2 pseudogenes are annotated in these 382 nt (G+C 66.8%); one reads left to right on the plus strand and one right to left on the minus strand.

Features of this window, described 5'->3' with window-relative positions:
• Positions 1–136: 136 nt before the first annotated feature.
• Positions 137–265, plus strand: a pseudogene (locus tag ABGA94_RS18735) (UvrB/UvrC motif-containing protein); the annotation flags it as partial.
• Here the strand turns inward: ABGA94_RS18735 and ABGA94_RS18740 are convergent.
• Positions 258–382, minus strand: a pseudogene (locus tag ABGA94_RS18740) (KGG domain-containing protein); the annotation flags it as partial. The pseudogenes ABGA94_RS18735 and ABGA94_RS18740 overlap by 8 nt on opposite strands.

A 382-nucleotide genomic window follows, 5' to 3' on the forward strand; every position in this document is an offset into this window, starting at 1 on the left:
AGGCTGGCGATCACGCGGGCATCGGAGCCCTCATCGAACAGGACGCCGATGCAGCGACCCTGCAGGATGGGCTTGTTGCGCCCGATCACGCGCACCTCGGGAGCGGGGGGCATGTCCCGCACCGGGGTAGCAGTCGGCGCAGCTGGCGACCCGTCTCAAGGCGCTGGAACAACAGATGTACCAGCACGCCAAGGACCTGGAATTCGAAGATGCCGCACGGGTGCGTGACCAGATCCGGCAGCTGAAGGAAGCCAGCCTGGGCTGAACTCATGTGCATTGCCGGACGCATGCGCGGCGCGTCCTCCCTTTGCGGCGATCGCGCGCTGCTTGTCCTGGTCCATCGAGGCGAAGCCACGATGGGAAGTGCCGTGGTGCTGGCCGG

It is taken from the genome of Stenotrophomonas sp. 3diitr2024, from assembly GCF_042136455.1.
Taxonomy (GTDB): Bacteria; Pseudomonadota; Gammaproteobacteria; order Xanthomonadales; family Xanthomonadaceae; genus Stenotrophomonas; species Stenotrophomonas sepilia.